The organism is Nitrospirillum pindoramense (assembly GCF_007827955.1).
Taxonomy (GTDB): Bacteria; Pseudomonadota; Alphaproteobacteria; order Azospirillales; family Azospirillaceae; genus Nitrospirillum; species Nitrospirillum amazonense_B.
This window is the reverse complement of sequence record NZ_VITR01000001.1, coordinates 223,631-249,135: the sequence shown is the minus strand read 5'-3', so window position 1 is coordinate 249,135 and position 25,505 is coordinate 223,631. Positions and strand designations below refer to the sequence as shown.

General features: G+C 69.2%; 21 protein-coding genes. 5 read left to right on the top strand and 16 right to left on the bottom strand.

Going from position 1 to position 25,505, the window contains the following annotated elements:
• Nucleotides 1-42 precede the first annotated feature (42 nt).
• From FBZ90_RS01035 to FBZ90_RS00995, 9 genes are all read right to left on the bottom strand, one after another.
• Complete coding sequence (locus FBZ90_RS01035; protein ID WP_211101866.1) at nucleotides 43-951, bottom strand: polysaccharide deacetylase family protein; 909 nt, start codon at nucleotides 949-951, stop codon at nucleotides 43-45.
• Nucleotides 952-954: 3 nt separating this feature from the next.
• Nucleotides 955-1,713 (bottom strand): maleate cis-trans isomerase family protein, encoded by a 759-nt coding sequence (locus tag FBZ90_RS01030; protein WP_145729139.1) that lies wholly within the window; start codon nucleotides 1,711-1,713, stop codon nucleotides 955-957.
• 40 nt (nucleotides 1,714-1,753) lie between these two features.
• The gene (locus tag FBZ90_RS01025) at nucleotides 1,754-2,947 is read right to left on the bottom strand and encodes an FAD-dependent oxidoreductase (RefSeq protein ID WP_211101865.1); all 1,194 of its coding nucleotides are present in this window, start codon (nucleotides 2,945-2,947) and stop codon (nucleotides 1,754-1,756) included.
• A gap of 67 nt (nucleotides 2,948-3,014) precedes the next feature.
• Nucleotides 3,015-3,458 carry a c-type cytochrome gene (locus FBZ90_RS01020; RefSeq protein WP_211101864.1) on the bottom strand — a complete coding sequence of 148 codons (444 nt, stop codon included), beginning with the start codon at nucleotides 3,456-3,458 and terminating at the stop codon, nucleotides 3,015-3,017.
• A gap of 179 nt (nucleotides 3,459-3,637) precedes the next feature.
• Nucleotides 3,638-4,519: a helix-turn-helix domain-containing protein gene (locus FBZ90_RS01015; protein WP_145729137.1), complete on the bottom strand. Its 882-nt coding sequence runs from the start codon at nucleotides 4,517-4,519 to the stop codon at nucleotides 3,638-3,640.
• A 1-nt stretch (nucleotide 4,520) separates the two neighbouring features.
• The gene (locus tag FBZ90_RS01010) at nucleotides 4,521-6,134 is read right to left on the bottom strand and encodes an FAD-binding oxidoreductase (RefSeq protein WP_186455536.1); all 1,614 of its coding nucleotides are present in this window, start codon (nucleotides 6,132-6,134) and stop codon (nucleotides 4,521-4,523) included.
• A 90-nt stretch (nucleotides 6,135-6,224) separates the two neighbouring features.
• Nucleotides 6,225-7,475: an MFS transporter gene (locus tag FBZ90_RS01005; RefSeq protein WP_145729135.1), complete on the bottom strand. Its 1,251-nt coding sequence runs from the start codon at nucleotides 7,473-7,475 to the stop codon at nucleotides 6,225-6,227.
• A gap of 50 nt (nucleotides 7,476-7,525) precedes the next feature.
• Nucleotides 7,526-8,875 (bottom strand): MFS transporter, encoded by a 1,350-nt coding sequence (locus tag FBZ90_RS01000; protein WP_186455535.1) that lies wholly within the window; start codon nucleotides 8,873-8,875, stop codon nucleotides 7,526-7,528.
• Nucleotides 8,876-9,003: 128 nt separating this feature from the next.
• The gene (locus tag FBZ90_RS00995; RefSeq protein ID WP_145729133.1) at nucleotides 9,004-10,014 is read right to left on the bottom strand and encodes a DUF1838 family protein; all 1,011 of its coding nucleotides are present in this window, start codon (nucleotides 10,012-10,014) and stop codon (nucleotides 9,004-9,006) included.
• A gap of 210 nt (nucleotides 10,015-10,224) precedes the next feature.
• Between FBZ90_RS00995 and FBZ90_RS00990 the strand changes: the two genes are divergently transcribed.
• Both FBZ90_RS00990 and FBZ90_RS00985 read left to right on the top strand, forming a co-directional pair.
• Entirely contained in the window at nucleotides 10,225-11,466 is a 1,242-nt protein-coding gene (locus tag FBZ90_RS00990; RefSeq protein WP_145729132.1) for a class I SAM-dependent methyltransferase, read from the top strand.
• The gene (locus tag FBZ90_RS00985; RefSeq protein WP_145729131.1) at nucleotides 11,466-11,822 is read left to right on the top strand and encodes a hypothetical protein; all 357 of its coding nucleotides are present in this window, start codon (nucleotides 11,466-11,468) and stop codon (nucleotides 11,820-11,822) included. Before FBZ90_RS00990 ends, FBZ90_RS00985 begins: the two co-directional genes overlap by 1 nt.
• Before the next feature lie 58 nt (nucleotides 11,823-11,880).
• Here the strand turns inward: FBZ90_RS00985 and FBZ90_RS00980 are convergent, their stop codons facing one another.
• From FBZ90_RS00980 to FBZ90_RS00970, 3 genes are all read right to left on the bottom strand, one after another.
• Nucleotides 11,881-13,479 carry a methyl-accepting chemotaxis protein gene (locus FBZ90_RS00980; RefSeq protein WP_186455534.1) on the bottom strand — a complete coding sequence of 533 codons (1,599 nt, stop codon included), beginning with the start codon at nucleotides 13,477-13,479 and terminating at the stop codon, nucleotides 11,881-11,883.
• 446 nt (nucleotides 13,480-13,925) lie between these two features.
• Complete coding sequence (locus FBZ90_RS00975; protein ID WP_145729129.1) at nucleotides 13,926-14,819, bottom strand: alpha/beta hydrolase family protein; 894 nt, start codon at nucleotides 14,817-14,819, stop codon at nucleotides 13,926-13,928.
• Nucleotides 14,819-16,285 (bottom strand): flavin monoamine oxidase family protein, encoded by a 1,467-nt coding sequence (locus tag FBZ90_RS00970; protein ID WP_145729127.1) that lies wholly within the window; start codon nucleotides 16,283-16,285, stop codon nucleotides 14,819-14,821. Before FBZ90_RS00970 ends, FBZ90_RS00975 begins: the two co-directional genes overlap by 1 nt.
• 269 nt (nucleotides 16,286-16,554) lie before the next feature.
• On the opposite strand from FBZ90_RS00970, the gene FBZ90_RS00965 reads away from it, so the two are divergent.
• The 3 genes from FBZ90_RS00965 to FBZ90_RS00955 are packed head-to-tail and all read left to right on the top strand — an operon-like array spanning nucleotide 16,555 to nucleotide 20,254.
• Nucleotides 16,555-17,661 carry a DUF3089 domain-containing protein gene (locus FBZ90_RS00965; RefSeq protein WP_186455533.1) on the top strand — a complete coding sequence of 369 codons (1,107 nt, stop codon included), beginning with the start codon at nucleotides 16,555-16,557 and terminating at the stop codon, nucleotides 17,659-17,661.
• A gap of 56 nt (nucleotides 17,662-17,717) precedes the next feature.
• Nucleotides 17,718-18,950 carry a c-type cytochrome gene (locus FBZ90_RS00960; RefSeq protein WP_145729123.1) on the top strand — a complete coding sequence of 411 codons (1,233 nt, stop codon included), beginning with the start codon at nucleotides 17,718-17,720 and terminating at the stop codon, nucleotides 18,948-18,950.
• Nucleotides 18,951-18,991: 41 nt separating this feature from the next.
• A complete protein-coding gene (locus tag FBZ90_RS00955; RefSeq protein WP_186455532.1) occupies nucleotides 18,992-20,254 on the top strand; it encodes a serine hydrolase domain-containing protein in 1,263 nt (420 codons plus the stop codon).
• Between the two features lie 14 nt (nucleotides 20,255-20,268).
• Here FBZ90_RS00955 and FBZ90_RS00950 read toward each other — a convergent pair whose 3' ends face one another.
• From FBZ90_RS00950 to FBZ90_RS00935, 4 genes are all read right to left on the bottom strand, one after another.
• Nucleotides 20,269-21,267 (bottom strand): alpha/beta hydrolase, encoded by a 999-nt coding sequence (locus FBZ90_RS00950; RefSeq protein ID WP_145729119.1) that lies wholly within the window; start codon nucleotides 21,265-21,267, stop codon nucleotides 20,269-20,271.
• A 34-nt stretch (nucleotides 21,268-21,301) separates the two neighbouring features.
• Nucleotides 21,302-22,825, bottom strand: a complete 1,524-nt coding sequence (locus tag FBZ90_RS00945) for an aldehyde dehydrogenase family protein (RefSeq protein ID WP_145729117.1) — start codon at nucleotides 22,823-22,825, stop codon at nucleotides 21,302-21,304.
• A gap of 34 nt (nucleotides 22,826-22,859) precedes the next feature.
• The gene (locus tag FBZ90_RS00940) at nucleotides 22,860-24,005 is read right to left on the bottom strand and encodes an FAD-dependent monooxygenase (RefSeq protein WP_145729115.1); all 1,146 of its coding nucleotides are present in this window, start codon (nucleotides 24,003-24,005) and stop codon (nucleotides 22,860-22,862) included.
• 168 nt (nucleotides 24,006-24,173) lie between these two features.
• Nucleotides 24,174-25,493, bottom strand: a complete 1,320-nt coding sequence (locus FBZ90_RS00935; protein ID WP_145729113.1) for an acetyl-CoA hydrolase/transferase family protein — start codon at nucleotides 25,491-25,493, stop codon at nucleotides 24,174-24,176.
• Between the last annotated feature and the right edge of the window lie 12 nt (nucleotides 25,494-25,505).

The following is a 25,505-nucleotide window of genomic DNA, read 5'->3' as shown; positions in this document are numbered from 1 at the left end:
TGCCGGGTTCTTCACTGCTGGGTGCTGGTGCGTCGGGCGCGATCAGCCCGGCATGTGGCCGGCGCTGTTTTCCAGATACCAGCGGGCCAATTCCTCCCGCGTGGGCCACCAGACGCCCTCCAGCCCCTTGGCGAACTCCAGGAACTCCTTCAGCGCGCGGATGCGATAGGCGCGGCCCGAGACGTGGGGATGCAGCCCGACATTCATCAACCGGGCGGTCTTCGCCCCCTCGGCATGCAGGGTCGACAGTTCCTCGATCAGGACGTCGCGGAAGGCGTCCGTGCTGAGGCCCCGACGGGTCAGCAAGGTGAAGTCGTTGATCTCATTGGAATAGGGCACCGAGACCAGGGGTCCCGCGGCGGTGTCCAGCCGGTAGGGCTGGTCGTCGTTCATGATGTCGCAATAGAACAGGAAGCCCTGTTCCGCCAGGATGCTTGCGGTGTTGAGCGTGCCGCGCAGCGACGACGACAGCCAGCCCAGCGGGCGCCGGCCCACATACCGCTCATAGGTTTCGATGGTGCGCAGGATCACGTCCCGTTCCTTCGCCGGGTCCTTGGCGAAGTTGGTCAGCAGTTCCCCCTGCTCGTAATTGTGCGCCAGCAGTTCCCAGCCGCGTTCCAGGCAGGCGTCGGTCATGGCCCGGCGCCGCTCGAACGTCACGGCGTTGGTGGTGCAGCTGGCCTTGACACCCATCTCGTCGAACAGGTCATAGAGGCGCCAGATGCCCACCCGCTGCCCATATTCACGCCAGGTGAAGTTGGGGAAGTCGGGCGTGTCGCCGGGCAGCACGTCGGGCAGGATGGCGGGGCCGCCGGCGTAATAGGGGCGGTCCGTGTCTTTGGTCAGATCCCAGGTTTCCAGGTTGAACGTCAGGATCAGGGCGACGCGCTTGCCCTCCGGCAGCCGCAGGGGCCCGCGTGCCGGCATGGGCACATAATCGTACCGCAGCATGGATCAGAACTCCTCCAGCAGGCGGCCGAAGCCGTAGACCTTGTCCTGGATGCCGTTGGCGCGCAGGGCGTGCCAATAGGTGGCGGTGTTGATGGCGATGACAGGCTTGCCCAGCCACATCTCCGCCGCCGCGGCCAGGCGGACCATGGACAGGTTGGTTCCGACCTGCAGGATGGCGTCGACGTCGTCGCCGTCCAGCTGGTGCAGCGCCTGGCGCAGGGTGGGGGTGTCCACCTTGGCGATGGACGTCCAGGACGGGCAGCGCAGGGGAATGTCGCGCACGGTCTCATAGCCGTAGTCGGACAGGAAGTTGCGCACCTGGGCGTTAGCCACCGGGTAGTAGGGCGACACGAAGGCGACGCGCTTCACCCCGCCATAGGCGGCGATGGCCGCAGCCAGGGATTCCGACCCGGTGGACAGGTCCACGCCGGCAACCTCGTGGATTTGGCGGCGGAACTTGGCCGCCCCCTCCGCCCCGCCATAGAAGGTGATGGCCGACATGCCCATGACCAGGTAATGCGGCTTGCAGGTCATGACGGAGCGCACCGCCTCCACCGTGTTGTCGGCGATCTGCTGCGTGCCGGCCAGGAAGGTCTCATCGCTGATGGCCTGGGCGTCCGGCACGACGATGCGGCTGTAATGGTTGGTGACACCCGCCGGTCGCATGTCGTCATAATCGGGCTGCACACTGGTGTTGGTGCTGGGGCCCAGCACACCGAAAAGGCGGCGCCAGCCGCGGCTGTCCTTGGCGTCAGTCTGCATTATCGGGAATCCTTTTCAGCACGTCGCGCGGGGGCGACGGTCAAGCGATGGCTTCGGCGTCGCGCAGGCTCTGGAACATGGCCTGGCGCAACAGGAACTGGCGGCGCAGCTCCGGATCGGCCCGGGTGCGCAGCAACTCTTCGCGGCGGCGGTCCTGGCCGGCGGCCAGACCCTGCTTCATCATTTCCATGGTCTGGATGGTCTGGGCCTGGATGAAGCTGCGCGCGGCCCCCCGGCGCTGCCGGTCGAACTGATCCAGCGAAGCCTCGTCCTCGGTGCCATTGATGATGCGCACCAGGCGCTGGCACAGGTTGAAGGCGTCATGGATGCCGCTGTTCATGCCGAAGCCGCCCAGCGGGTTGTTCAGGTGCGCGCTGTCGCCCACCAGCATGGCGCGGCCCTGGCGGAAGCGCTCGGCCACGCGCTGGTGCATGCGGTAGATGGTGCGGTGCTGGGTGGGCACGCCGGTCTTGCCGATCAGGTGCTTGAACACCCGGTCGCGGTTGGCGTCGGACACCAGCTCGCTGTCCGATGAGTCGGGGTCGGCCGGCAGCAGGATGCGCCAGACGGACGGCACGCGCAGCAGCACCAGCCATTCCGCAGGATCGGCGACGTAGTTCACGTACGCCAGGTTGGGCAGGTAATCCTCCAGCGGCTCCGTCGTCGACAGGCAGAGGAATTTCTCGGGATAGGTAAAGCCCTCGAACCCCACGCCCAGCCACTTGCGCACGGTCGACCCGGCGCCGTCGGCGCCGATCAGCCAGTCCGCGCGCACCCGCTCGATGGCGAAGGGGGTTTCCACCACCAGATCGACGCCGGTTTCATCCTGCGCCACACTCACCAGCCGGTGACCGAAACGCACGCTGGCCTTTGGGTGCTGGTCCAGACGTTCGGCCAGCGCGCGCGCCAGGTGGTACTGTTCGCATTGCAGGCGGAAGGGATAGCGGGTGACGTCGTGCAGTTCGCCCAGGTCGAAGTCGATGACGTCGCCCGTACCCCGGTCCCGGTAATGGTAGACGGGCGCCTTCAGCCCCCGTTCCAACAGGAAAGGCGTGATGCCCAGGGTGTCCAGCATCTCCAGCGTCGGGGGATGGAAGGTGGAGGCGCGCAAATCCAGGGCGCAATCGGCACCCGCCTCCAGCACCAGGACGTCGATGCCCTGCTGCGCCAGGAAATAGGCCGCCACCGTGCCCACCGGGCCGGCGCCGGCGATCACCACCTGCGTTCTGATCATCAGGATCAACCTTTGAAACCGGGGCCGTCGAGCGCGGCCGCCATAGGGAAACCGGGTAGGGGGATGGTCAGCGGGTCGCTTCCCGCAGCCAGGCGATCAGGGCGTCGCGGTCAGCCTTGTCGGGCAGGCCCATGAAGGCCATCGTCGTGCCGCTGACCAGGCCGCTGGGCCGCGTCAGCCAGGCGTCCAGCGCCTTTTCGTCCCAGACGATGCCGCTGTCGCGCAGAGCCTTGGAGTAGTTGAAGCCCGGCTCCTGCCCCGCCGTGCGGCCGAACAGGCCGTGCAGGTTGGGGCCCACCTTGTGGGGCTTGCCGGCTGCGAACTCATGGCAGGTGCGGCAGCGGATGGAGAGCTTCTCGCCCTTTTCGGTCGCACCCTTGTCGGCCGCCACCTGGGCCAGCGCGCCGCCGGCGGGCAGGAGCATGCCCAGGGCCAGGGCGGCGGGGATTGCCAGCCGGGCGGCGACATGACGGACGGTGCGACCACCAGCGGGATTCCCAGCGGAATTCAAGGATGCCTCCACAGTCAGCTATTTTCCTATCGGGCTGGGAAACGAGCGCGCGGGGGGTGTGGGCGCAATCGTCAGCCCCGGTGTTGATGGCCCAAGTGTGGCCGCTAAGGACGCGGCCGGTCGACACGCCAGCCCGGGTTTGACCACCCTGCGGATAAATTCGGGCCCGTGACGGCCGGTCAGGCGCCGGCGGCGCGTTTGCGGCCGGCCGCCGGCTGCAACTCCGCGCCGATGGCCTGGGCGGTGGCCGTCAACTCGCCCAGGTAGCGGTCCAACGCGGCCCCCACGTCCATCGACGCCGCGAAAAAGATCAGGGTCATGGCCGCCTTGAACTGGTCCCCCACGAAGATGGGCACCGCGATGGAGGAGGTCTTGCCCGGCGTCAGGTTGTGGTGGTTGAGGTCCTGGACCGCGTATCCCTGCCGCCGGATGCGCGCCACATCCACCAGGGTGGCGGCGGCGCGCAGGTAGGCCGGCGCCACGGCACCCGCCGCCTCCAGCCACGCCAGCAGCGCCTGCCGCTCCTCATCCGGCGCATGGGCCAGGGACAGCTTGCCCGACGCGCTTTCCAGCAGCGGCACGGTGAAGCCGGGGTAATAGTGATCGAAGGTCAGGGGTGTCTTCGCGTGGGTGCTGTCGCGCAGCACCATCGCCGCGCCGACGCGCATGGCGATGGAAACGGGCCAGCCGACGCGCCGCGTCAGGGCTAGGATATGGGGCCGCGCCACCTCCACCAACCGGTCGTCCTGCTGGAAGCCATAGGCCAGGCTTTGGACCAGGGCGGTGGGGCGGTACTGTTTGCGGTCGGGCTCCTGCTCCACCAACCCTTCGAAGATCAGGGTCTGCACCAGGCGGCAAGTCGTGGGATAGGGCAGGCCAGCGGCGCGCGCGATGTCCATCATAGTCAGGGAGCCGTGGCGGTTGATGGCCTTCAGCACCGCGATGGCGCGGCTGATGGCGCGGATGGGCACGCCCCTGTCGGTGCCCCCCTCCGCGCGCCCCTCCGCGCCTGCGCGATCCTCCCGCCCGTCCGCCTTCCCGTCCGGCCGCCCCGCCGCCATGTCAGAGCCCCAGGGCGCCGGGGTTGACCAAGCCCGCCGGATCGGCCCAGCGCTTGACGGAGCGCAGCAGCTCGTCGGCGGCCGGGTCGCGGTCGGCCGCCAGGGGATAGAGGCGGCCGACCTGAAGATGCGCCGCGCCGTGGCGGTGGAACAGGTCGACGATGTCGGCCTTCAGCGCCTCCACCAGGGCCGTGCCTTCCGGATTGGCGGGATAGCGCGCCAGGCTGGCGGCGGCGGACGGCTCCAACATGCGGTCGTGGAAGGCGGCGCGCGCCTCCTCCCAATAAATGGCGATCTCATAGAGGAAGGCGTTGGTGGACACGGTGCTGAACATGGCGGCCACCAGCACCTTGTGCCGCGTCATCGCCTCGGCCCGCGCGGCGTACAACCCCTCCAGCGCGGTGCGGAAATCGCCAACCCTGCTGAACGGCAGGATGCCGTGGACAGGCACCCACCGCTCCCCCTTGGGGCCCAGGATGTGGTTCAGCGGCGGGAAGGGATAGGCCCGCACCACCGTGGGCATGGAGTTCTCAATTTCCCGCCCGAAGGGTGCCACGGCGGCGCGCACCCGGCGCAGCAGGGAGCGTTCCTCATCCCGGTCGGCGGCGTCCACGGTGTAATGGGCGGAATAGTTTACATCCTTGAGGAAGCCACGGCCGGCGACGGCGATCTTGGCCATCTGCCACAGCGCCTCCACCGGCCCCCGGCCCGCCTTGCCCACGGCCAGCAGCATCTTGAGGTCGGACTTCAAGTCGCCCATGCCCAGGCGCTGGTTCTGCAGGAAAGGGTCCAGCCCGAAGCCCTCGGACGCGATACCCTCGCGCGCCACCGCCGCCATGCCGCCCAGCAGGCCCTGGAAATCCTGGAAGCCGAAGGACAGGCCGGTGGTGATGGACCGCCGCTTGACCAGACGAAAGGCCGCCGCGGTCTTGATGCCCAGGGCCCCGGCGTCGCCGCCGAACAGGCCCGTCAGGTCGGGACCGAAGTGGCGGAAGAAGGGGGCCGCCGTGCCATGCCCCCAGCTGCCGGTGCGGATCAGGCGGCCATCGGCCAGCGCCACCTCCAGCCCCACCAGGCTGTCGACGGCGGTGCCGTAAAGCCCGGTGCCGTAGGTGACGGCGTTCTGGGAAATCGAACCGCCGACGGTGGCGCGGATGCCGGAGAACGGGCCCCAGAACGGGGTGCGCAGGCCGTGCGGCGCCAGCGCGGCGTCCAGCGCCGCCCAGGTCACGCCCGCCTCGGCCACGACATACATGTCGTGCGGGTTGATCTCGATGACTTGGTCCAGCGCGCCGGTATCCACCAGCACGGCACCCGCTGTGGGGGCCAGGTAGCCACCGGAATAGGACATGCCGCCGCCCCGCGGCACGACGGCCACGCCGGCCGCGGTCAGCATGCCCAAAGCTTGGGCCAGCGCGGGACGGCTGGCGGGGCGCACCACGGCCCGCAGGGACGCCCCGGCGGCATAAACGTCCTGACCATGGAAGGCCAGGGCTTCCCCATCAGTCAGGACGGCGTCCTCCCCCAGCAACCGGCGCAGGTCGCGGATCAGGGGGTCGTCTGCCGGACCGGGGGCAGCGGGAACATCTATCGGGGTCTGCAGGGGCTGGGTCATGGGGCGGGTGCCGTCCTTCAGCGCGGGGCGGAAATCTGAAGCCCCAACCATGCCAGCGCCGGCTCGCCCCGCCTTGCGCCGACGCCCCGACTATCCGGCCTGTGGACAAACCACCGGCGGCGCGACCTTGGGCACGGGCCCCAGCGTGCCCAAGGCTGCGGCGCCGACCAGGAAACCGGCCGCGCAGGCGCCCAAGCCGGCACCATACCCGCCGGTCATGTCATAGAGGCGCCCGACGCCCATGGGACCCAGGCCGGCGCCCAAGGCGAAGAAGCCCAATTGCCAGCCATAGATCTCGCCATAACTGCGCAGGCCGAAATAGCGGCTGACCAGGAAGGCGACCAGATCGACCTCGGCCCCGGCGGCGAAACCGATCAGCAGGACCGCCGGCAGCACCAGCGCGGCATTGGTCCCCGGCATGGTGGCGCCCGACAGCGCCAGCAACGCGCAGCCCAGGGCGGCGGCGGCCATGACGGCGGCGGCGACCCCCGGCGGGTGCAGGCGGTCGACCAGGCCCCCCACGCCCAGGCGGCCGACGATGATGGCCATGCCCAGCAGGCTGGCGTACCAGACGGCCGTGGCGCGCTCGACACCGGCGCCGGACAGCATGGGGACCAGGTGCACGATCAGGCTGGCAACGGCGAAGGAGGCGAACAGCAGGCCGACGCCCAGGCCCCAGAACTGCCGGGTGCGGCGCGCCTCCGCCAGGGTCAGGCTGGGGCGTTCCGGCATCGCCGGGGCCGACGCGGCGACAGCGCTGGTGCCCGTAGCCTCACGGAAGAACAGGCCCACGACGGCCAGCCCCAGCCCCGCCACCAGCGCCGCCTGCCCCAGATAGGCGACGCGCCAGCCGTGGGTGGTCACCAGCCATTGGGTGAAGGGCGGGGCCAGGATGCCGCAGACGCCGGTGCCCGTCAGCGTCAGGCCCAGCGCCAAGCCGCGGGAGCGGTCGAAGCTGGCGTTGACCGCCCGCGTCCACACGATGGGCAGCGTGCCCGCCCCCAGCACCATGGCGCACCCGAACGCCAGGTAGAAGCTGGTGAGCGAGGGGCCGATATGGCTGAGCCCGACGAGGCCCAGGGCCAGCAGGAACAGCGACGCCATGCCCACGCGCCGCCCGCCCAGGCGGTCGACCAGGCGGCCGACGACGGGGCCCAGCAGGATGGTGGTGGCCGTGGTCAGCAGGGTGGCCCCGGAAATGGCGGTGCGGGACCAGCCGAATTCCTGGGACAGGGGCCCGATGAAGATGCCCAGGGTGTAGAAGGTCAGGCCGGTGATGCCCAGCCCCACGCCGGTGGCCGCCGCCAAGACCAGCCGCCACCCCTTGCGGAATTCCTCCATCGCCCCGTCCCCCTGACTGAAATCACCCGATAGTCCCCCGGCCGCTTGCTTCAGGCCCGACCGAACCGCCAGTACAGCAAAGCCGATGACACGTTCAACAGGGCGGGAACCACGCCGAACGCCAGCATGACCCCGGTCAGGGCCAGGTCGGTCTGCGGCTGGCCGGCCACGGCCCGCGCGGCGTCGAAGCCGAAGCCCGACAGCACCAGGCCGACCAGCAGCGTGCCGCCCAGCGCGAAGCCCACCTTGTCCACCGCGATCCAGGCGGCGGAATAAAGCCCGGCATGGGCCTGATCGTCGCCCGCGATGTCGGTCATCATGGAAAAGCCCAACAGGGTCCAGCCGGAATTGAAGATGGCGGCGACGAAGGAGAAGGCGTAGGCCACCACCGTCCCGGCGCCGGCGCTCATGGACCAGCCCAGGTAGGCCACGCCATAGCCGGCGGCGGCCAGGATGTAGACCGGCTTTTTGCCAATGCGACGGGCAAGGGCGACCCAGGCCGGCTGGGCCGCGACGATGCCGGCGCAGGCGATGATCACCAGGCCGCCGATCAACTGGAAGGCATCCGTCCGCGCCATATTGTAGGTCAGGAAATACAGCATCGAGGCATAGGCCATGCCGGACCCGGCCAGTTGCAACAGGTTGGCCAGCAGCAGGACGGAGAAGCGGGGTGCCGCCAGTGTCGCCACCACCTCCCGCGCGGCCAGGCGGCGATGGGCAGGCTGCGGGACACTAGCCGCGGGCGCCTGGCGGCGGGCGCGACCGGACCCGAAATAGGCCAGGACCAGCGACAGCGGGCAGATCACCGCCAGGAAGCGGGACATGCCCTCATACGCCGGCTGACCGCCGCCCAGGCTCTGCACCAGATAGGGGGCCAAGGCGCCGCCGACCAGCACGCCGAGGGCGGTGAAGACCAGACGCCAGGCCATCAGCACCGTCCGCTGGTGCGGGTCGCTGGACAGTTCACCGGCGATGGCGAGATAGGGGACGGAGAAGCAGGCGAACACGGCCATGTAGAGGCTGAAGGCCACCGCGACATACGCGACGCGGGCCGTGACCGGCAAATCCGGCACATGGAACAGCAGGATCAGGGCCACCGGCGCGCCCAGCGCCCCGACCAGTAACCAGCCCCTGCGCGCGAAACGGTGCTTCCACCGATCCGACAGGATGCCGACCAGCAGGTCACAGCCCACGCCCCAGACCAGCTTGGGCACGAAGATGGCGGCCCCCGCCAGCGCCGGCTCGATACCCAAGACATTGGTCATGAAGAACATCAGCAGCAGCGACGGCACGTCGCGGAAGACCTGGCCGGCGATCTGCCCCACGCCATACCCCGCCTGGGCCAGGAGACCCAAGCGCCCGGGTGCTGCGGGCCCCTGTTCGGAAAGCGCGATGCTCATGAGGGCGATGTTCCTTGCGATGAGTGTTGGGGCGGTCGGTGTTGGGGCTGCCGGAAAGGCAAAGGGACGGCCCCGGCATGGCAAGGCCGTCCCCCCAAATGACCCCGCCAGCGGGCGGCTGGCGTGGGTCAGCGGCCCGGCAGGGTGCGCGGCGGCGGCGGGGCGGGCGGGGCCCAGCCCGCCGGCACGGACGCCGGCGTCTGCTGATGGGCATAATTCTCCAGGCTGGACAGCGACGGGCCGTAATCGCTGTCGGGGGCGCTCAGCCATTTCGCGTCCATGGCGCGGGCCTTGGCGACCACGTCGGCCGGCAATTGGTCGATGCTGGGCGCCGTGCCGAAGGTGCAGAAATAGCTGATGCAGCCGGCGGCCTGGCCCATCAGCATCCAGGGCAGCCAAGGCGTGATGCGCGACCAGGAACCGACAGCTGGCACATGGGTCATGGCCGGGTCTTCCAGATCCCGGCGCTTGACCACGTAATGGAACATTTCCGACACCCGGTTGAAGGCGCCAGAGGATTCGCGCGGCCATTTGTCGGGCTGCAGGGCGGACGGGTAGAACAGGTGGATGTCGGTCGACAGGTGCACCGTGCCGTCCGGCCCGTCGGTCCAGTTCATGAGGAACGGCCGCTTCGGCGGCTTGTCCTTGTTCAGACCGCCGTAAGACGGCGGTTCCGGCAGGAATTCGCTGATGGTGAAGTTGAAGGGATCGTTGGCGATGGGAACGACCCGCACATCCTCATTGGTGTAGGGGTTGTGCCAGGTGTCCATGAGCTGGCCGGTCTGGAGATCTCGGTAGAAGCCGATTTCCCGCAACATGCGGCGCCAGCTGCCGTCCGGCAGCTGCTGGGAGCGGACGACGCTGAAGCCGTCGACCTGGAACAGCGACCGCACCGCCTCATTGTCGCGCACGCCATAGACGGTGCCGCGGAACCAGCCGACCTTCTGCTTAGTCGGGTCGAGGTCCATGTCCAGGCGGGCATAGGCGTCGCGGTTCCACTTGGGATCCTTGAAATCGACGCGGGTGAGAAAGGCCGGGGCCGTCGCCCGCGCGGGTGACGCCAGCCCCAGCGCGCCGGCCGCCGCCGCCATTGTCGCCAAACCCAGGCTTTCTCGCCTGGTCAGTTCCGGACCACTCATGACTCCGGTATCTCCCCTGTTCCTGCCTGCTTTCGCCGGCCGGGACGCCCGCCCCGGCCTTGGAATACAGCGTGGCCCGGAATGGTTCGGCGTTGGAAGGTTCAGCCCCGGCTTCAACCATCAGGTGGACAAGGCCGGGGGCCCGCTTGGCCTGGCCCGGCGATCGCCCTTTCAATTCCCCCGACGCACATCAGCGATGGGGGAGCGGCCATGCTCAACACCTTCCAGCAACTCACGCATCCGGTATTGCCGACGCCCACGCACGACGAAGCGGCGCGGCAGGAATTCACCAAGAGCTTCAAGAACTTCATCCAGCAGAAGCTGCTTCCCGGGCTGACGCCGGTCTATCGCAACCGCGTGGTCCCGGCGTTCGAGCGCGCCCATGGCCGGCCGCCGGCCGACCGGCGCGACATCCGCAGCGCCATGGTGCGTGAGCTGTACTTCCAGCACTACGCCGCCGCCAACCGCATCGCCCAGGAACTGTTGTGGGAATCCACCAACGTGACGGTGGACCGGCAGCTGCCGGAGCTGAACGCCAAGGCCGCCGAACTGTCCGCCAAGACCGCCGCCAGGCTGGACATCCCCGCCGGCTTCGTGCCGCCACGCTACGTCACAGCGGTGGACATCCACTGCATGCCGGGCGGCTACACCACGGAGGTGGCCAAGGAGGACATTTCCGTGGGCGCCCTCTATGACCGGGGCGTCTATCTCTACGCCATGGGCTATATGGGCCCGCTGAACGACGACATGGGCCGCTCGGTCTGCAACTACCTGAAGCGCCGCATCCCGGACTTCAAACCCAAGCGCATCCTGGACATGGGCTGCACCGTGGGTCACGCCACCCTGCCCTACAAGGAGCTGTTCCCCGACGCGGAGGTGTGGGGCATCGACGTCGGCGCCCCGGTCGTGCGCTATGCCCATGCCCGTGCCGCGGGCCTGGGGCTGGAGGTCAACTTCGCCCAGATGAACGCCGAGGAGACGCGCTTCCCCGACGGGCATTTCGACCTGGTGGTCAGCCACATCCTGCTGCACGAGACCAGCGCCAAGGCCATGCCGCGCATCTTCCAGGAATGCCATCGCCTGTTGGCGCCGGGTGGTTACATGATCCATGCCGACCTGCCGCCCTTCGACCTGATGGACCCGTTCACCCAGTTCATCCTGGACAACGAGACCTGGTACAACAACGAGCCGTTCTGGGGCGCGATGCGCGAGATGAACCAGTACGACCTGGCGGAACGCGCGGGCTTCGACCGCGCCGAGGTGCGGTTCGACACCGCCCCCATGGCCGTCATGGAATTCGCGGCCCAGGCCGCCGCCGGCTATAGCGAGGAGGCCGCCACGGCCGTGGCCGACCGTGAATTCGCCGCCGGCGAATACGCCCCTGGCGGCGGGTGGGAGGTGCTGATCGCCCACAAGTCCGCCACCGCCGCCATCAACAAGGATGCCGCCTGATGACCACGCCCCGCCCCCATGTCGTGAAGGACGCCAAGGGCAAGCGCCCGACCTTCTACGACGCGCCTGGCCTGGATCAGGCCATGTCCATGATCCTGGTTATGGCCAACGAGATCTCCGTGTTGCATGACCGGCTGGACAGCGCCGAGCGGGTCGCCAAGGCCCAGGGAATTGACCTGGCCGCCGGCATCGAGGCGCTGGTGCTGGACCAGCCGGCACTGGAGGCGCGCGAAGCCTGGCGGCAGGATTTCCTGGACCGGCTGTTCTATCTGCAGCGGAAGGAAGCAGCGGAGGCGGCGCAGGCCGACACCACCGAACGCTTCAACCGCACCATCGAGGAAATCGCCACACCCTGAAGGCGACAGGGCTCCGTCGACAGCGACGGAGCCCCTTGCCGACCGGGCGGGTGGGATCTCAGGCGGCGCGAACCGTTGCCAGGAAGTCCTGGACCTGGGTGCGCAAGCGCTGGGAATCGGTGGCAAGCTGGCTGGCGGACGCCAGCACCTGCTCCGCCGCCGCGCCGGTCATGCCCGCGGCTTCCGACACGTCGGTGATGGTCGCGCTGACCTCCTGGGTGCCCCGGGCTGCCTCTTGGACGTTACGGGCGATTTCCTGGGTGGCGGCCCCCTGTTCCTCGACCGCCGAGGAGATGGTGGTGGCAATACCCTGCATCTGGTTGATGACACCGGCGATTTCGCCGATGGCCGTGACCGTGCGGCGGGTTTCCTCCTGCACGGCGGCGATCTGCTGGCTGATGGCGTCCGTCGCGCGGGCGGTCTGGCCCGCCAGGCTTTTCACCTCACCGGCCACGACGGCGAAGCCCTTGCCCGCCTCACCGGCCCGTGCCGCCTCGATGGTGGCGTTCAGGGCCAGCAGGTTGGTTTGGGCGGCGATGTCGTTGATGAGCCGCACGGCCTCGCCAATGCTCTCCGCCGCCGACGCCAGACCCTGCACCAGATCGGTGCTGCGTGTGGCGCCGTCGGTGGCGACATTGGAAATGCGGCTGGATTCGGAAACCTGGCGCGCGATCTCGTTAATGGAGGAGGACAGTTCCTCCGACGCAGCCGCCACCGTCTGGACATTGGCGGAGGCCTGCTCCGCCGCCACGGCCACGGTGGAGGCCTGAAGGGTCGATTCCCCGGCCGTCGCCGACATGCTCTGCGCGGTGCGCTGCAATTCCGCCGCGGTGTCGGAAACGGCGCGAACCACGTCCATCACCTTGGCTTCGAAGGCATTGGCCATGCGGTGCAGCGCCTGGCGCTGTTCCTCCGCCGCCCTGGCCTTCTGCGCCTCCTGCTCGGCGCGCAGGTGCTCGACCTCAAGCGCGTTGCTCTTGAAGACCTGGACGCTGCGCGCCATGGCCCCAATCTCATCCTTGCGGGCCTGGCCGGGCACCTCGGCCCCCAGGTCGTTGGCCGCCAGCCGGTCCATGACACGGCGCAAGGCGCCGATGGGGGTCGTCAGGCCGGCGCGGCTGATCCAGAAGGCCAAGCCCAGCGTGAAGAGGATGGAAAGGGCGGCGATGGCCACCTGGGTGCGGATCGCGCGCTGGGTGCCGGCCTTCAGGCCGTCGGCGGACTCGGCGGCGAACTTCAGCAAGTCGTTGTTGAAAACCGCGAAGTCGGTGATCGCCTTTTCCAGGGGCGGGCCGCATTCGGTCTTGAGCCGGGCCGCGGCGTCCATGTTTTCCTCCGCCGTCACCGCCTTTTTCGCGGCGGCGATCGCGGGCTCACATCCGGCGAAACCACGCTGAACCGCCTTGTCGACCGGGTCCAGTCGCTGCCCCCATTCCGGGAGGTTCTGGCGCACGCCGGCGATCAGGGCGCCGTATTGCTTCCGGGCATCGTCAACCTGGGCCAGCAGCCTGGCATTGCCCTCATCGGTCGTCTCGGTGGCCAGCTGGAAAGCGGCGGCGATAAAGACGTTAACGAATCGATTGGCCCGCACCGACATGGTGGCCGACCGGTCTATGCGTGTGATCAGGTCAGCGTAAGAATCATCGACTTCCGTCATTCGCGCGCCGCTGGTAACCAGCAAAGCAATAAGAGCTATTGAAAATATTGAGACAATTATGTTTATTTTATTTGCAACATTAATATTATCAAGAACCATCTCAATCCCCGACTTTTATTGGATTATTTTGACATAGCAGTTCGCGAACCGAGCGTTCCGGCCAGCATCGCGTCTGAGGGAAGAGGACAGGCTTGAAGGCGGCCAAAGCCGTGACACCGGTGTCCCCAAGCGGGGACCATACGGCAGCATGGGCGATTCCAACAATTAAAATTGCGTACTCAAACGTACAGGTTAGTCATAATTATTTTGAATGGGCCCATCAACAATATTCATCATTGGAGAGTTTACGTTGTATTTGGCCAAATTGCGCCACACGGAAGGCGTCGTCTTCACTCATAGATTGATGGTCATGATGATGGTGGGCGGCGTGGCCACCGCCCGATCCGTCACTTATGAGAAAGACGCACTGGTCCACTGTCGGAAAGGCGGCCCTGCAGCACCTGCAGCGCGCCGGCATCGCCCCCGGCGTAGGCCCGCATGAACAGGATGGACAGGGAAACGGCGGCGGCCAGCCCCGTCTCTTGCCGCGGCCCCGGTAATTCCGGCCGGCAGATGCCTCCGCCGAAATAATGGTCCACGCCATCCAGCACGGCGGCGTAGCGGTCACCGCCGGCCGCGGCCTCCTCATAGGCGGCCAGGTGGCTGCGCCAATCGGTCATGCCGGGCGGCGTGTCGCGGTCGCCGGTTTGAATGAACGCCGGCACCGCCAGCGCGGCGTAGTCGCCAGCCCGCACCAGGCCGCCCCCCACGCCCGGCGGCGAAAACGCCACGGCGACGCGGGCGCGCGGGTCGCGCAGGGGCGGGGGAACCCCTTCCGGCACGGCCGGCGTGGCACCGCCCAGGACCAGGGCGATCAGGGCGCCATAGGAGTGGCCGGCGGCGATGTAGCTCCCCCCCAGGTGATTTGCCACGGCGCGGACATCCTCGATGCGTGCCGGCCAGCTGGCCAGGCCGGGGAAGGAGGCCTGGTCCGGATGGTCGGTGGAATCGACGTGCAGGGGGGCGTAAACGCTGTAGCCGGCCCGCCCCCACGCCTCGATGACCGACTGGTACTTCCACGGCGCCGACAGGGCCCCATGGGAAAACAGGATACGACCGCGCTCGTCCGCGACGGTCCAGGTGCGGACGTCCACGGCGCGGCCCCCGGCGGTGCGCAGCGTCAACCGCCCGCCTTCGGCCCGGGCGGGACGCAGGCGCCCCGCCACCGCGACACCCGCCCCGGCGGCCAGGAAGGCCCGACGGCCCAGCCTGAACGACGCTTTCCCGTCCCGCGCCGCCATCACGCCTTCTCCAGGATTTCCATGGCGGCGGCCTCACCCGTCTCCATGGCGGATTCCATACCGTGTTCCAGGCGCCGCAGATGTTCGCCCGCGAAGTGGATGCGGCCCACCGGCTTGCCCATGTCGGTGGCGAAGCGCTTGACCTGGCCCGGGCCGAAGACATGCTTGTTGCCCCGGACATAGGGATTGCGGCCCCAGCTGTAGCCTAGGATGTAGTCCAGCGCCCCCACCATGGACGGCCGCACCCGGGCCAGTTCCGCGATGACAAGGTCGGACTGCTGCTCCACCTCCCGGTCGTCCCAGCGCGTGGCGCCGTCGCCGTTGACCCAGACGATCAGCGTGTCGGTAGCCCCCGTCTCCGGGCTTTTCAGCGCGAAGGCGCGCTCGAAGGGCAGGTCCGTCCACAGCGACGGCGGCAGGCCGTCCTGTTCCCAGTACGGCTTGGTGATACGGAAATGGAACTGGGTGGTGGCGGAGTAGAGCGCGCCGGCGATGGCGTCAGCCTGGGCGTCAGGCAGCCCCGGCGTGAAGCGGATGTTGCGCACCGCCGAATAGGGGGCCGCCACCACCAGGTACTTGCCGGTCAGCACGTCGCCGTTCGCCAGTTGGACCCGCACCTTGCCATCGCCCTGGTCCACGGCGACAGCCGGGCTGAGCAGGCGCACCGGGGTCTTCAGCGCCGCCGCCATGGCCTTGGGCAGCACGTCGGAGCCGCCGACGATGTAGCTGCGCTCCATATTATTGACGCCGTACTGCGGCTTGTTGGGGTCGGTGAACCCTTCCGCCCGGGCGCGGGCGAGGTCACGGAAGATGCTGAGGGCGGAGATGCTTTCCAGGCTGGGACCGTTGACGTCGATGTCGGCCAGGCGGATCGCCGCCTCGGAAACGCCCTTGGCCCGCATGAACTCGGCCGCCGAGATGTCGTGGACCAGGTTGGCGGGGTCCAGCCAGGCGGCGGTGTCCTTGAAGGGCAGCCAGCGCTGGAACAGGCCCGTCTGCAGGATGTAGGGCAGGATGCTCCGCTCCGCCCCCCGGGTCATGTTCACCGGCGCGTTGGCCCAATCCTGCGGCCGGAGGGAGACGCCGTTGACGTGCAGCAGGAAGTCGGTCGGGATGCCGCCCTTATTGGTCAGGCCGACGTTCAGCCGCGAACAGGCGTCGCGCACGCGGCCGTAGAGCGCACCGACCTCACTGGCGCCCAGTTCCGCCTGGTAGCCATCCTTGCGCCCGGTGCGCAGGCGGCCACCAACACGGTCCGACGCCTCCACCACCTGCACTGACAGTCCCTGACCTTCCAGGATGGACGCGGCGTTCAGGCCCGCCAGGCCGGCGCCGATGATGACGACATCGACAGTCTGCGGCCCCTTGGCCCAGGCGGGCACGGTCCCCAGCAGCGGGGCGGACGCAAGCAAGCCGCCGACGACGGCGCGGCGGGTGGGGAGAAAGGAACGGACATCCTGGGACATGGAAGCGGTCTTTCCGGCCTTGAAGGGAGAGGACGACCGACGGGATGGACGGCGGAAACGCGCCAACCGCGACGGCAAGCATGCAGGGTCCGCCGCCCGGCGGCGAAACCAAAGCCTTCGCCACCCCCCTGTCCGCGTGGCGGATAAGTGCTGCGCCGCGCGCGTGAGCGCGGGCGTCTATCCACCCAGCGGTCAGACCATCACGGCCCCGCGCGCCCGCGCCGGCCGGGGTGCTAGCCGTCATGGGTCATAGCTGTGGAAGGTCCGCCATGAAGATCGCACCCGCTTGCCTGCTGGCCCTGGCCCTGGTTTGCCAGCCTGGACCGACCCGGGCCGCCGACACGCCGGGAGCCCCCGCACCGGTGACGCCCTTCGCCGATCAGGCACAGCCGCCGGCACCGGATTACGGCCGCCCCGAAAGCTGGGCGGCACGGCCGGGCGCCCCCGGTGCGTCGACGGCCGTGCCTCCGGGCGCCAGCCCGGAGGCGGCGTCCGCCGCAGCAGGCGTGGACGTGTTCTACGTCCACCCGACCACCTACCGCAGCCGGGACCACTGGAACCAGGACATCGCCGACGCCACGGTCAACGCCTGGACCGACGCCAGCGTGATCGCGCGCCAGGCCAGCGTCTTCAACGGCTGCTGCCGGATTTTCGCGCCCCGCTACCGCCAGGGCTCGTCGCTGGCGTTCAGCACCATGGCCGGCGACGGCGCCAAGGCGTTCGACCTGGCCTACAGCGATGTCGAGCGCGCTTTCGATCATTACATGGCGCACGACAATGGCGGCCGACCCTTCATCCTGGCGGGCCACAGCCAGGGTGCGGTCCATCTGACACGCCTATTGGAACGGCGCATCGATGGCACGCCCTTGGCCCGGCAACTGGTAGCCGCCTACACCATCGGCACCAACCTGTCGGAAGGGGACTTCCCCCTCACCTACAAGACGCTGGCACTGTGCGACACGCCAGCCCAAACCCACTGCGTCATCGGCTGGAATTCGGTCCTGCCCGAGGCCGACATCGCGCTGTTCGCGAAGGCGGGGGAGGCGCGCTACGTCCAGCGCCACGGCGACAACCCGGGCAAGACGCTGGTCTGCGTCAACCCGCTGACCTTCGACCGCGCACGGCCCGCCGCTGGGGTGGAGCGGTCGCTGGGCGCCGTACCCGGGGACCCGGGCGAAGGGCCGCTGCAACCGTTGCGCCCCCACGCCGTCAGCGCCCGCTGCGACCGGGGCTACCTGGTGGTGGAGCCGGCCGCCGACCTGGGGCTGAAGCCCCTGCCCGGCGGACTGATGCACTATCACGACTACGGCCTGTTCTACGCCGACATCCGCGCCAACATCGCGCAGCGCATCCAAGCCTTCCAAGCCGGGAACTGAACCCGGTCCCACCGCCGCGCAGGGGCGGCGACAACAGGCATGACCATCTGGGAGCCATGATGACCAACGAACAGGACCGCGCGCGTCGCCCGGTCGAGATCCTGCTGGATTACGCCTTGCCGGCGCTGGTGATGGCGCAGGACGTGCTGACGACGCTGATGCCCCGCATGGACAAGATGTCGCCCCTGCGTGAGGAGTTGCGCGGCTGGCACTACCTGGTCGGCGCGCTGCTGTTCGCGCTGGCGGTCACCCGGCTGTGGCGCTGGAAACGCGGCCTGCCGCCCTTGCCCACGCCCGGCCTGCCGCCGCGCGCCCGCGCCTGGGCCATGGGCCTGGTGCTGGCGACCTACATCTGCCTCAGCCTGACGCCCCTGCTGGGCGTGTTCGTGGTGTGGAGCCATGGCACGGGCCTGCATTTTGGCCCGCTGCCGACCCTGCCCGCCCCCATTGGCGAGAATCGCGACCTGTGGCTGTTCACCGGCTATTTCCATTCGGCGTCCGGAACCAGCCTGCTGGTCCTGAAGGTGGCCGTCCTGGTGTCGGCGGTCTACTTCCTGTTCCGCCATGGCAAGGGGCTGTTCGCCGCCTTTCCGCGCGGCTTCGGCCTGTACGCCCTGCTCAGCATGGGGTCCGCGCTGTTCGCGCTCAGCACCTTCAAGTCCTACGACCGGGGCCCCATCGTGGTGGCGGAGTATCTGGCCGTCGCCGCCATCCTGTGGGGCCTGGGCGCCCTGGTTCGCCGCCGCCGCGCCGGCCGGCCGCCGGCTGAGGGCTACAAGGGACGGATACCGGCCGCCATCGCGGCGGCGCTGCTGGTCGGCGTGGGGCTATACGGCCCGCACGCCCTGTTCCGCGTCTCCCCCTTCGCCAGCGGCCATGTCGTGCAAGCGGAAAAGGGGGCCACCTCCCGGTCGGAGGCGCCAGTGGTCGTCACCCTGCCGCCGGAAACCGATTTCGAACGGCAGGTGCGGGCCGAGACGTTCAAATGGTGCGTGTTCTGCCACACCATGAACAAGGGCGGTGCCCATGGCACCGGCCCCAACCTCTACGCCGTCTTCGGCCAACGCATGGCGGCGGCGCCCAACTTCCCTTACGGCGCCAGCCTGGCCGCCCGGGGCCGCAACGGCGAGGTCTGGACGGATGAGGCCCTGGCCGCCTTCCTGTCCGACCCCGACACGTTCGCCCCTGGCACCGCCATGGTCGTGTCCTCCGGCAACATCACCGATCCGGAACGGTTGAAAGCGCTGATTACCATCCTGAAGCGTGAAACGGGATCGGCGGCACCATGATGAGCCTGCGTCACACCCCGGCCCACTCCGGGACGACCCGCATGCGGCGCCTCCCCTCCCTGCTGGCGCTGTCCTCCTTGCTTCTCGCCCTGCCCGCCAATGCCCACGCCGCCGAGGCGACCGACGCGGCGGAGGCGGTGTACCGCCAGCGCCTGTCGGCGTTGATGGCGGGGGCGGCGCCGGAAACGATCTACCAGCCGCTGGAAGCGGTACCGGGGGCCGCATCGCCCGCGGCACTGCCGCGCGCCCAAACAGCCACACGCGCCAGCGCCATCGCGGGCATCCGCATCGACGCGCTGACCGCCGCCGAGGCCTATGCCGCCGAGAGCAAGGCCAGCGCCTTCCTGGTCTGGCACCAGGGGCGACTGGCGGCGGAGCGCTATTTCGACGGGGTCACGGCGCAAACACCGCTGCCCTCGAAATCACTGTCCAAACCCTTGGCGGCGGTGGCGGTGGGCCGGGCCCTCTTCCTGGGGTATATCCGCTCGCTGGACCAGCCGGTGGCCGATTTCATCCCGGAATGGCGGGGAACGGCCAAGGCCGCCATCCTGGTGCGCCACCTGCTGGACATGCGCTCCGGCCTGTTGGACCAGGGCGTCAGCGCCAACCCCGACAGCCCCTGGAACCGGGCCTATCTCAGCCCCGACCATGGCCGCTACATCATCGACGCCTATCCCCTGACCGACGCGCCGGGCAGCCGCTTCGCCTATTCCAACGCCACGGCGGACTTGGTGGCCGTGGTGCTGGAACGCGCCACGGGGCGGCGCTATGCCGAGTTCCTGGGGCATGAGGTGCTGGCCCCCATCGGATCGCCGGGGGGCGCCATCTGGGTCAGCCAGCCGGACGGGCTGGCCCATTCCGGCTGCTGCGTCCTGCTGCCGGCGGAAAGCTGGCTGCGGCTGGCCCGCCTGCTGCTGGACGATGGCGTGGTGGACGGGCGGCGCATCCTGCCGTCCTTCTACGTCCGGGAGATGGTGACACCCACGGCGCAGAACCCGCGCTATGGCCTGGGGGTATGGGTGGCCGGACCCTACGTGGAACGGCGCGGCTTCGGCGCGCCCGGCACCCCGGGTCCCAGCGTGCGCCATGGCGAACCTTACCTGGACCGCGACCTTTACCTGTTCGACGGCAACGGCAACCAGACGGTCCACGTTTCCCCCGCCGCCGGGCTTATCGTGCTGCGTTTGGGCCCGACGCCGCCCAAGGCCCTGGACTGGGATAACGCCCGCCTGCCCAACCTGCTGCTGCGCGGCCTGGTCAACCCGCCGGCGCTGTCGCCCCAGCCGATCCCCGCCGGCGGGTGAAAGGCCGGCCGGGATCAGCCCGGCCCGGCCGTGCCGGTGGCGCCCAGGGCCTCCAGCCACCACAGGAATTCCTGCAGAAAGTGGTCCGAGGTGCTACCCCTGGGCGTCATGCCGAAGCCATGGCCGCCGCGCAGGTACAGATGCACCTCCGGCCGATAGCCTGCGGCGACCAGCGCTTCGTAGAAGCGACGCACCCCCTGGCCCACGAACACGTCGTCCTGGGCCATGGCCAGGAAGAAGGGCGGCAGGCGGCCGGGGGCCGGCTTGGGCGGCGGGGCCAGCCAGGGCTCCGTCGGCGTCCCCGGTTCCGGCGGCAGGTTGGCCGGGGGCAGGTTATAGTCGCCCGTCGTGAAGGCGCCGCCGTAGATGGGCGCCACGTAATCCGGCCGGTCGGCGGCGACAGGGGCGAGGCCCATCATCGACACCACATGCGCCCCGGCGGAAAAGCCGATGGCCGCCACCCGGTGTGGGTCGATGCCATAGTCGGCGGCGCGCTCGCGGATGCGCTTCAGCGCCTGGATGCCGTCGGCCACGCCGGGAACGCCCTGAACCTCCACCGGCACGCCCTGGAACCGGCGCCGGATGTCGTCCTCCGGCCCCTCCTGCTGTACCAGGCGGTATTTCAGAACGAAGGCGGCCACACCCCGCTCGGCCAGCCAGGTGGCCACGGCCACGCCCTCATTGCGGATGGCCAGGAAGCGGAAGCCACCGCCGGGGGCGATGATGACGGCGGCACCGGTGGCCCGCGCCGGATCGGGCAGGTAGGCCTGATAGGTCGGGTCGGTGACGTTGCTCACCCGCTCCCCATCGGCGCTGGTCGCCTCCACCACCGACCGGGCCGCCTTGCCCGGCCAAGCGGCGTCCAGCGGCGCCTCTCCCGGCCATACCCGCTCCGGCGCCAATATCCTGAGGGCGGGGCCGGTGACATCGGCCGCCGCGGCACCGGGAAGCGGCGAGGCCCAAAGGGACGCCAGGAAGGTCGCCGCGCACAGGATCATCGCCAACCGCCTCATACCATTCCCCCTTTGATGCCTGCGGCCCGGCACGTCACAGGCGGGCGGTGACCGCCTTGGTTTCCAGGTACGCGTCCAACCCTTCCCGCCCGAACTCCCGCCCCCAGCCGGATTGGCGGAAGCCGCCGAACGGGATGTTGGTGCCGATGGCGCCGTGGCAGTTGATCGAGACCTGGCCCGAGCGGATGCGCGACGCCAGGCGGTGGGCCGTGGACAGGTCGCGGGTCCAGACGCTGCCCGACAGTCCATAGTCGCTGTCGTTGGCCAGGGCGGCGATCTCATCGAGATCGGCGGTTTCCAGCCGATGCACCGCCATGACGGGGCCGAAAATCTCATCACGGAAGATGTCCATGTCCGGCTGGACATCGGTGAAAATCGTGGGCGGCACGAAATGGCCCGGACGGTCGGGCCGCACACCGCCCGTCGCCAGCCGGGCCCCCTGGGCAACGCCGCGGTCCACGTAGCCCATGACGCGGGCGGCATGCCCGGCGCTGATCAGGGGGCCGAACTGCACCGCCGGGTCCAGGCCGTGGCCAAGGGTCAAGGTCCGGCTGAAGGCCGCCATGCCCTCCACCAGGCGATCATGGATGGCGGCGTGGGCGAAGATGCGCGTCCCGGCCATGCAGTTCTGGCCTTGCAGGAAGAAGGTGGCCATGGCCACCCCCGGCACCGCCAGGTCCAGGTCGGCATCCGGCATGACGATCACCGGCGACTTACCCCCCAACTCCAGCGACACCTTCTTCAGGTTGCCGGCGGCGGCGTGGACGATCTTGCGCCCCACCTCGGTGGAGCCGGTGAAGCTGACCTTGTCCACCTTGGGGTGGGCGGCCAATGCCGCACCGACCACCTCGCCCAGGCCGTTGATGACGTTGACCACGCCGGGCGGGAAGCCGGCCTGGGCCACCAGGCGGGCCAGCAGCAGGGCCGACAGGGGCGTCTCCTCCGCCGGCTTGACGATGACGGTACAGCCCGCCGCCAGCGCCGGCGCCAGCTTCAGGACCAGGGTGGACAGCGGCACGTTCCAAGGGACGATGAGGGCGACGACGCCCACCGGCTCGCGCACGGTGTAGGTCAGCGCCTCCGCCACCGCGGCCACATGGGCCGGGGGCGTGGTGGTCACCCCCTCGATCCTCAGCGCCCAGCCGGCGTAGTAGTCGACCATCTCCACGCTGTTGCTGACCGTCAGGCCGGCGATGAAGGCCGGCATGCCGTTGTCCAGGATCTCCAGCTCCGTGAACAGCCGGGCGTGCTCCTCCACCAGCCGGGCCAGGCGGGTCAGCAAGCGCGCGCGTTCGGGACCCAAGGTGCGACCCCACGGGGCTTGGCCCTGACCACCCTGGAAGGCCCGGCCGGCGGCGGCTACGGCATCCTCCACATCCGTCCCCCCGCCGATATCGACCTCGGCCAGCACCAGGCCGGTCGCGGGGTCGCGGGTGGTGATCGTCTCCCGGCCGGCGCGCCAGGCCCCGTCGATGAACAGGCCGTGCCGCTCGGCCAGGAAGGCGCGCGTGCTTTCCAGCACGGGATGACCGTCAAACGGCAGGATGGGGGCGGACATGGAACCTCCGAGGGCACGCGGCAGCGGGGATGGGTCAAACTGGCACGGTGGCGCAGTCATAGTCGAACAGGCCCAGCGTATCCTCGTTGCGCATGGCCCGCAGCCCGAACAGGTCGGTGTCCTCGGCCTGCATACGGTCCGCGTTGGCGTTCGATTCCAACTGGATGAAGGTCGCGCGCTCGTGCCGGGCGGCCTCATAGCGCCGCAATCCTTCCTCCGCCGTGGCGCTATCGGCCAGGGCGCGGGCCAGGACCACCGCATCCTCGATGGCGCAGGCGGCACCCTGGCCCAGGAAGGGCGTCATGCCGTGAGCGGCGTCGCCCAGCAGGGCGACACGGCCCTGAACCCAGGTGGGTAGCGGCTGGCGGGCATTGATCGCCCACTTGTAGAACTCCCCCTCACGGATGGACGCGATCATGGTCTGCACTTCCGGCGCCCAGCCGGCGAAGGTTTCCTGGAGATCGGACCGGCGGGCCGGAATGGTCCAGCCGTCCTGCGTCCACCCCTCTTGCCGGGCGAAGAAGACCAGGTTCAGGATCTTGGATTGCCGCATGGGGTATCTTAACACCATGCGCTGCGGGCCAATGTGGATGCCGGGCCAGGATGTCAGGTCGGCCAGCGCCTCATTCACGGGCACCAGGGCGCGCCAGGCGACATGGCCGGTGAAGTGCGGCGCCTTTTCCTCAAACGCGCGGCGCACCACCGACTTGACGCCATCCGCGCCGATGAGGATGTCGCCCTCGACGGTCCGGCCGTCCTGCAGGATGGCCGTGGTGCCCTCGACGGCGGTCACACCGGCGCTGGTCAGCAGCCGGCCACCCCGCTGCTGCGCCGTCGCGACCAGGATGGCATGCAGATCGGCGCGGTGGATGTAGACGTAGGGCGCACCCTGCCGCGCGCGCATGTCGCCACGCTCGACCACCCGCAACACCCGGCCATCGGCCCAGTGTTGAATACGCTGGCGCGTCGGTTCGACGCCTGCCTGGGCGATGGCTTCCGCGATGCCCAGGTGGATGTAGCCCCGCATGGCGTTCGGCGCCAGGGTGACGCCGGCGCCGACCTCGGCGAAGGCGGGTGCCGATTCCAGCACGGTTACGGAGAAGCCCCGGTCCAGCAAGGCGATCGCCGCCGTCACGCCACCGATGCCACCACCAACGATCGTCACACGCGCCTTGCTCATGAGCCTGCCTTCAGTCTGGTCGCCGGCATCCCCCGCCGGTTCGGAAGGGATTAGGCGGCGACCAAGGGCAAGCGGCCATCACGGCGGGGTGGCCTGTCCGCACGGCGGACATGAGGATGTAAAGTCCGCACGGCGGACATAAGGGGGGAGATATGGCAGGCCGCAGGATCAGGAGAGGCGGGCGCCGGCGCAAGCCTCCCGTTCCAGGGCTTCACGGAAATCGGGATGCGCGATGCCGATCAGGGCCTTCGCGCGCTCCGCCAACGAAAGGCCGCGCAGATTCACGACGCCGTATTCCGTCGCGACATACTGCACGTCGTTGCGCGGCGTCGTCGCCGGTCCGCTGAGGCGGGGAACGATGCGCGACGCGGTGCCGCCCGCCGCCGTGGAGTGACAGGCGATGATGGACTTCCCACCCCGGGAGGCGGAGGCGCCGCGCACGAAATCCAGTTGCCCACCGGCCCCGCTGTATTGGCGCCCGCCGACACATTCCGAATTGCAGGCGCCCTGCAGGTCGATCTCCAGCGTCGCGTTCACCGACACCATGCCGTCGTTGCGGGCGATGATCGTGGGGTTGTTGACGTAATCGACGGGATGGGCCTCACAGGCCGGATTATCGTCCAGGAAGTCGTACAGCGCGCGGTCGCCGGCGGCGAAGGTGAACACGGCGCGCCCGGTGTGGATGGTCTTGCGGCTGTTGTCCACGACCCCCAGGCGCATGAGGTGCGCCAGCCGGGGCGTCATCAATTCCGTGTGGATGCCCAGGTGGCGCCGATCCTCCAGCGCGGCGCACACCGCATCCGGGAGGGCGCCGATGCCCATCTGCAGGCAGGCGCCATCCTCCACCAGGTCCGCGATCAGCCGGCCGATCGCACGGTCGTTCTCCCGGATCGCCGCCGGCGGCACCTCCAGCAAGGGCACCGGATTTTCCACGATGGCGGTCACCCGATCCAAGGGGATGCGGCAATCGCCCCGGGTACGCGGCATCGCCGGGTTCACCTCCAGAATGACCTGGCGCGCCGTCCGGGAGACCGCCAGGGCGTAGTCGGTATTGGTGCCCAAGCTGAAACAGCCGTCCTCATCCAGGGGCGACACCGTCGTCAGCAGCACATCGGCATCGACCTGGCGGCTGAGGACCGCCGGCGCCTGGCTGAAGGCGGTGGGCACAAAATCCACCGGGGGCAAGCCCAGTTGGGCGGCCTCCAGGTCCAATTTGCGCTCCAGCGCGCCGTGGAAAAGGCTGACCGGCCGGATGCGCGGCCTGAGATCCGTCCGCAACACCGGCGCCGCATTGGCGAAAGCCAACAGGTAATAGACGGAGAGGCCGTCCACCTCCCCCCGTTCCGCCCGCGCGGCCAGCGCCCGCAGCAGCGCCGGCGGGCCGGCGACGCCCAGCCCCATCACGACGCGGGCCCCCGATGGGATCATGCGGACGGCCGCCTCCGCCGTCACGCGCTTCGCCACATAAGTGTCGGCATGTCCAGTCATCGCGCACTTCCC

What these genes read in the sequence shown, in the direction of transcription:
- FBZ90_RS01035 (WP_211101866.1), bottom strand. Translation starts at nt 951, where the DNA reads ATGCTGCGGTACGATTATGTGCCCATGCCGGCACGCGGGCCCCTGCGG.
- FBZ90_RS01030 (WP_145729139.1), bottom strand. Translation starts at nt 1,713, where the DNA reads ATGCAGACTGACGCCAAGGACAGCCGCGGCTGGCGCCGCCTTTTCGGT.
- FBZ90_RS01025 (WP_211101865.1), bottom strand. Translation starts at nt 2,947, where the DNA reads ATGATCAGAACGCAGGTGGTGATCGCCGGCGCCGGCCCGGTGGGCACG.
- FBZ90_RS01015 (WP_145729137.1), bottom strand. Translation starts at nt 4,519, where the DNA reads ATGGCGGCGGGGCGGCCGGACGGGAAGGCGGACGGGCGGGAGGATCGC.
- FBZ90_RS01010 (WP_186455536.1), bottom strand. Translation starts at nt 6,134, where the DNA reads ATGACCCAGCCCCTGCAGACCCCGATAGATGTTCCCGCTGCCCCCGGT.
- FBZ90_RS01005 (WP_145729135.1), bottom strand. Translation starts at nt 7,475, where the DNA reads ATGGAGGAATTCCGCAAGGGGTGGCGGCTGGTCTTGGCGGCGGCCACC.
- FBZ90_RS01000 (WP_186455535.1), bottom strand. Translation starts at nt 8,875, where the DNA reads ATGAGCATCGCGCTTTCCGAACAGGGGCCCGCAGCACCCGGGCGCTTG.
- FBZ90_RS00995 (WP_145729133.1), bottom strand. Translation starts at nt 10,014, where the DNA reads ATGAGTGGTCCGGAACTGACCAGGCGAGAAAGCCTGGGTTTGGCGACA.
- FBZ90_RS00990 (WP_145729132.1), top strand. Translation starts at nt 10,225, where the DNA reads ATGCTCAACACCTTCCAGCAACTCACGCATCCGGTATTGCCGACGCCC.
- FBZ90_RS00985 (WP_145729131.1), top strand. Translation starts at nt 11,466, where the DNA reads ATGACCACGCCCCGCCCCCATGTCGTGAAGGACGCCAAGGGCAAGCGC.
- FBZ90_RS00980 (WP_186455534.1), bottom strand. Translation starts at nt 13,479, where the DNA reads ATGACGGAAGTCGATGATTCTTACGCTGACCTGATCACACGCATAGAC.
- FBZ90_RS00975 (WP_145729129.1), bottom strand. Translation starts at nt 14,819, where the DNA reads ATGGCGGCGCGGGACGGGAAAGCGTCGTTCAGGCTGGGCCGTCGGGCC.
- FBZ90_RS00970 (WP_145729127.1), bottom strand. Translation starts at nt 16,285, where the DNA reads ATGTCCCAGGATGTCCGTTCCTTTCTCCCCACCCGCCGCGCCGTCGTC.
- FBZ90_RS00965 (WP_186455533.1), top strand. Translation starts at nt 16,555, where the DNA reads ATGAAGATCGCACCCGCTTGCCTGCTGGCCCTGGCCCTGGTTTGCCAG.
- FBZ90_RS00960 (WP_145729123.1), top strand. Translation starts at nt 17,718, where the DNA reads ATGATGACCAACGAACAGGACCGCGCGCGTCGCCCGGTCGAGATCCTG.
- FBZ90_RS00955 (WP_186455532.1), top strand. Translation starts at nt 18,992, where the DNA reads ATGCGGCGCCTCCCCTCCCTGCTGGCGCTGTCCTCCTTGCTTCTCGCC.
- FBZ90_RS00950 (WP_145729119.1), bottom strand. Translation starts at nt 21,267, where the DNA reads ATGAGGCGGTTGGCGATGATCCTGTGCGCGGCGACCTTCCTGGCGTCC.
- FBZ90_RS00945 (WP_145729117.1), bottom strand. Translation starts at nt 22,825, where the DNA reads ATGTCCGCCCCCATCCTGCCGTTTGACGGTCATCCCGTGCTGGAAAGC.
- FBZ90_RS00940 (WP_145729115.1), bottom strand. Translation starts at nt 24,005, where the DNA reads ATGAGCAAGGCGCGTGTGACGATCGTTGGTGGTGGCATCGGTGGCGTG.
- FBZ90_RS00935 (WP_145729113.1), bottom strand. Translation starts at nt 25,493, where the DNA reads ATGACTGGACATGCCGACACTTATGTGGCGAAGCGCGTGACGGCGGAG.